2 pseudogenes are annotated in these 5,609 nt (G+C 41.0%); both read right to left on the minus strand.

The features are described from left to right. Nucleotides 1-96: 96 nt before the first annotated feature. Nucleotides 97-4,594: pseudogene (locus tag V7K61_RS03985) on the minus strand (ATP-binding protein); the annotation flags it as partial. Nucleotides 4,595-4,667: 73 nt separating this feature from the next. Then, nucleotides 4,668-5,513 (minus strand): annotated as a pseudogene (locus V7K61_RS03995) (sensor histidine kinase); the annotation flags it as partial. Nucleotides 5,514-5,609 lie beyond the last annotated feature (96 nt).

The following is a 5,609-nucleotide window of genomic DNA, read 5'->3' on the forward strand; positions in this document are numbered from 1 at the left end:
GTCGATTCATCGTTTGAAAATGCTGAAATGCTTGCCATGTAACCATTTTAGCATTTTTAAACTCCGCTTTTTCCTGAGTTGGTGAGAAATCCGGGGGTTGAGTAGTTCGATGCGATCGCTTGTAAATGCCCCCGTCGCTAAATTATTCTCCAGATATAAAATACCCATCAACTTACCCTGATGCAAAATCGGGCTACATAAGATACTTTTGGGCTGCTGACGTATGATATAGGGGTCATTGGCTAAGGCCTGATCGGCACTTGCATCAATCAACACAGCAGTCTGTCTGTCGTGCAAGACTTTATAAATCAGCTTCAGAGGAATATCTTGGCTCTCTTCAACCGGAAGGCGCTGCAACACCACCGACTCGGAACCTTCAATAATTGACCCTTTAATTAACAGGTGTTCGTCTCGCAACATCATGAATACGCATTTATTAGCCCCGGCATTTTTGATGACGATTTCAAGCAACGATGAAAGTAGCTTTTCGAGTTCGATTTCGCCAGAAAGGCTTTGAGAGGCTTTGAGAATGGCAGCTAAGTCGAGAGAATCTGAGATGCTGCTACTGTTGGCAGTGAGGGAACTGCTGGATGTGACACTCCCCAAGGCGAAAATAGTTTCGCTAGCGGAAAGAGGAGAACGGGTTTGCTGGAGGATGTGAGCCAGGAGTTGGGGATAACGTTTTTCTAGATCGGCAAGTTTGGCTTTAGCGCCCCAACGGGCATAGCCATAGTAGGCTTCAATTATATAGTCCCCAGCTATCCGCTCTCTACCCCAGTCGAGGTAAAATTTAGCGGCCAGTTCATTGGCGAGGGCTTCTTCTTGAATGTAGCCGTTGGCTTTGGCAAGAGCGATCGCCTTGTCGTACAAATCTGCTGCTAAAATGCTATCGCCACTCAGACGAGCAAGTTCTGCCGAAATCAACTGATATTTGTGCAGAAAATTATCAGGACAGGTTTTAGCCCATTTCTCCAGCAATTGCTGGTGTTCTTGAATTTGTTGATAGTAAACACCTTGGGTTGCGATGTCTGCTTTGGCATAGGCAGCAGCCAAACTCAGGGGATAATAAATGTGATAGGCAATAATTGGGAAAAAACCCATGTTTGCAGGCAGCGTGTCTTGTAGCGTCGGCGATATCGCCAAAACCTGGGCGTAATCACCTCTAAAATAAGCACGTTGTAAAACTAAAAAGCCATACCAACTAATGGCAACATCGAAATGGCTTTGCTGCCAAAGTCGGAAAAATGGGTGTTCGAGATAGCCAGTTGCTGTTAACACCCCGCTCTCAATGGTGTTATCCATCAGTTCTTCGACAAACTGTTGCTGAAGTTGGAAAACACACAACATATTCTGGTCATTTACCTGCTGTACACAGCCAAGATATTTTTGAATTTCCTCTTGCACTAAAGGTAGAGGACTGCCTTTAAGAAGATGAGACCAGATTAAAAATACAATTGCCCATACCCCAAAGACTAAATCGCCCAATTCCATACACAGTTCAATCGATTGCTGGTATAAAGGCACATTCTCTGCTAGAGGACGGGAGAAGGGATTGATGATGTGAGCGAAGTGGTTATTGTTTTTGGCGATGAACTGAGTGTTGTTGAAAGTGCGATCGAGATCCAAAGCAATCCTGCCAAACTGATAAGCATCTCGATAGTCGCCCTCAAGTGCTAACATCATGCCATAGCAGCAATAGGCAAAGCTAGAACTTTCTGCACGTCCATACTTTAGAGATATATTCACCATCCGCAGAGTTGTCAGCAGATTGAGCAGTTGGTTGCCTGCTAGATAGGAAGCTGAATACAAGATTGCCAAGAGCTTCATGCAACTCTGCTGCACTGGTTCGGTCATTGCAGGCAAGTTTAGTAGAGCCTGAGCCGACATTTGAGCAACAGTTTCCTGTACTTGTCGCCGTTCCGCTTCTACCAAAGCCTGTAGCTCATCTCCATCTATTGGCAGTGTCATTCCCAAAACAGCTAAACCTTTAATGCCAGCTTCAACGCTAGACAGCATATTTGTCCCCTGAGTCATCCGTTGCGTCATGAGAATGCCGTAAATCTGGGCTGCATCCAGAGGATCTTTGACATACTTCAAGGTGTAGTCAAGTAGGGATTCAGAGGTTTCAAACTCACCCACAAGATAGCTACATTCTGCTTTTTCTCGGTGGAGATCAACCATGAGGCGATAGTGAGTTTGCCAAGTAGCTTGAGATAGTCGTTTGAGTCCGATAGTGAAGTAGTTAATGGCAGCTTGGTAAGCAACTGAGAGTTTGGCTTTTATGCCAGCTAAGAGTGTTAATTCTGCTAGCTGAATCGCTGGGACAGCAGATGGATCGGCATCAATACCCAGCGCCAGATGGTTTACAATATCAAAGATTTTGTTTTCTGAGGCGACGAACGATTGATGTGCTAGTAGCAATTGGCCGATTTGGAGGTGGACAGCCTGCTTTTGCTCCTCTGCAATCAGGAAATAGGCGGCTTGTTGGACGCGATCGTGTAAAAATTTGTAACTTGCTAATTGCTCATTGCTAATAGCTAGTTGTTGATTTCTATTAGCAATGGACAAATAGCTATTAGCAGTTTCATCTTGATAAAATTTATAAACATCACTAATCGGTAAAATTAACCCTTCTTGTAATGCTTTCCATAAATCCGTAGCCGTATCTACCTCTGATTTTTCCGAAACAATTGCTAAAGTTGCTAAATCAAAATAGTTGCCAATACAAGCCGCTAGCTGTAACACTTTTTGAGTTGGTAGCGGTAGTTTTCGCAATTGAAAGCTCATAAAAGCCACAACATCATCTGTAACCGCTTGAGTCGTTACTTGAGCAATGTCAAATTGCCAACAGCCTAACTCAATATCAAATTGAATGAGATTTTCTTGATGTAAGGCTTTGAGAAATTGGGTCGCGAAAAACGGATTACCTTGGGTTTTTTGATAAATCAATACAGAGAGATTCCATGCCAAATCTTCTGGACATTTCAGTGTATCAGCAACTAACTGATTGACTGTAATTTGACTCAGTGGTGCTAAAGTAATCGTATTAATTTTTGCTTGTGATTCGGCAATATCACCCAAAGCTAACATTAATGGATGTCCTGTGTGAACTTCGTTATCACGGTATGCACCAATAATCAAAAGATGACCTGTATCAGCCATTAATAATTGCATTAATTTGAGTGATGCCGAATCTGCCCATTGCAAGTCATCTAAAAATATCACTAATGGATGTTCAAAACTGGTAAAGACTTGGGTAAATTGTTGAAATAATAAATTAAATCTATTTTGTGCTGATGTTCCTGATAATTCGATGGCGGGTGCTTGTTCGCCAATAATTTTTGATAATTCGGGGATGACTTCAATAATTACCTGTCCATTTTCTCCGACAGCATCTAATATTTTGTTTCTCCACTGCTGGATTTTTCCATCACTTTCAGTTAACAATTGCCCAATTAAATCTCGGAATGCTTGCACAAATGCACTAAAGGGAATATTGCGTTGAAATTGGTCATATTTCCCTTTGATAAAATAACCGCGTTGCCGCACAATTGGTTTATGAACTTCGTTGACAACCGCAGTTTTCCCAATTCCCGAAAAACCTGCTACCAACATCATTTCTGTTGCCCCAAGGCTGACTTTTTCAAATGCTTGCAGGAGGGTTTCTACTTCGGTTTCTCGTCCATAAAGTTTGTCGGGGATGATGAAGCGATCGCACACATCCTTCTGTGCAATTTCAAGGTTTATAATCTTACCAGAAACTTGTAGCTGATGTAAACAATTTTCTAAATCAAATTTTAGCCCTAATGCGCTCTGATATCTATCTTCTGCATTCTTCGCCATCAATTTCATCACAATATCTGAAATCACCTGAGGAATCTCTTCCCTGTTCCCTAATTTCATAGGCATTTTAGCGATATGACAATGTACCAACTCCATTGGGTCGTTTGAATTAAACGGTAATTCGCCAGTCAGTAATTCGTAAAAAGTTACACCTAAAGAATAAAAATCAGTCCGGTAGTCAATCCCCCGATTCATTCTGCCTGTTTGTTCTGGGGAAATATAAGCTAGTGTCCCTTCTAAAACATTGGAATTGATTAGTGTTTAGGGTTTCCCGTGGTAGTAAAGATGCAATACTAAAGTCGATTAATTTAACTTGTTTAGTTTCAGGATTAATTAAAATATTGGCGGGTTTGATATCTTTATGAATAATCCGTTCTCGATACAATATATCTAAGGCATTGCATAGTGCGATCGCTATTTCTAAAAATTCTTCACTAGACGCGATATATTGCGTCTTTAGTGAGGTGAAATACTTTTTGAGAGAAATCCCGCCAAAGTCTTCCATCACCAGCACATAGCCATTTTGGTATGCTTCTAGGCAATAAGTTTGGACGATTAACGGTGAGTTAAGATTTTTGGCGATCGTGTACTGATTGCGAAACGACAAGAGTTCAGAGAAGCTGGGATAAGGATTTTTTAACAGTTTAATCACTATAGGTAATGAGTCACTTTCTCGATACCCTCGATAAACTAGTGTTCTGGAACCATTGTAGAGTTCTTCACTGATGCGATATCCGGGAATACTGACCATACTGCTAAATCCTAATGATTTACAGATTTAGTATTCCCAGATATCTGAAGCTGGTTAACATTCAAGAGGCAACTTATACCGGAATTTCAATGATAAATTTTGTCCCCTCACCTAAAACAGAATTAAAACTCAATTTTCCACCATGAGTTTCTTCAACAATTTGACGAGCGATCGCCAACCCTAATCCTGTGCCTTTTCCGACACCTTTTGTCGTAAATAAATGGTCAAATATTTTTTGTTTGACCTCTTCATTCATTCCCTGACCATTATCAGCAATAGAAATTTTTACGCTATTATTTTCGACTGAAGTGGTAATTGTAATTAGGTTAGGATTTTTTTGAATTTCCTTAAAAGTGTGTCCTTGATTAGATTCATCTAGGGCATCAATGGCATTCGCCAAGATATTCATGAAAACCTGATTTAATTGTCCGGCATAACACTCTATTTCAGGTAAATCACCATATTCTTTGATTACTTGAATTTCGGGACGAACTTCATTGGCTTTAAGGCGATGTTTGAGAATCATGATTGTGCTATCAATGCCCTCATGAATCTGACAAGCTACGGGATGATTGGTATCGGCACGGGAAAAGGTTCGCAGGCTGGTACTGATATCTTTGATGCGATCGCACCCAGCCTGCATCGAATCAATTATTTTTGGCAAATCTTCCAGAAGATAGTCTAAATCGATCTCCTCTGCATAGTTTTGAATGTCAATGGACGAGGCTTGAGAATGCTGTAAGTTCACATAGGTAATTAAGTCAGCTAAAGTAGTTTTCGCCTCTACTAAATTGCCAGAAATAAATCCTACCGGATTGTTGATTTCGTGTGCCACACCAGCTACCAGATTCCCTAATGCTGACATTTTCTCGCTTTGAATCATTTGTAGTTGGGTTTGCTGCAAATTTTGTAAGGCTTGGCCCGGATTTCTCACCAACTCAGGAAAAAGCGGAGTTTAAAAATGCTAAAATGGTTACATGGCAAGCATTTCAGCATTTTCAAACGATGAATCGAC

Source organism: Nostoc sp. (genome assembly GCF_036918015.1).
GTDB lineage: Bacteria > Cyanobacteriota > Cyanobacteriia > Cyanobacteriales > Nostocaceae > Nostoc.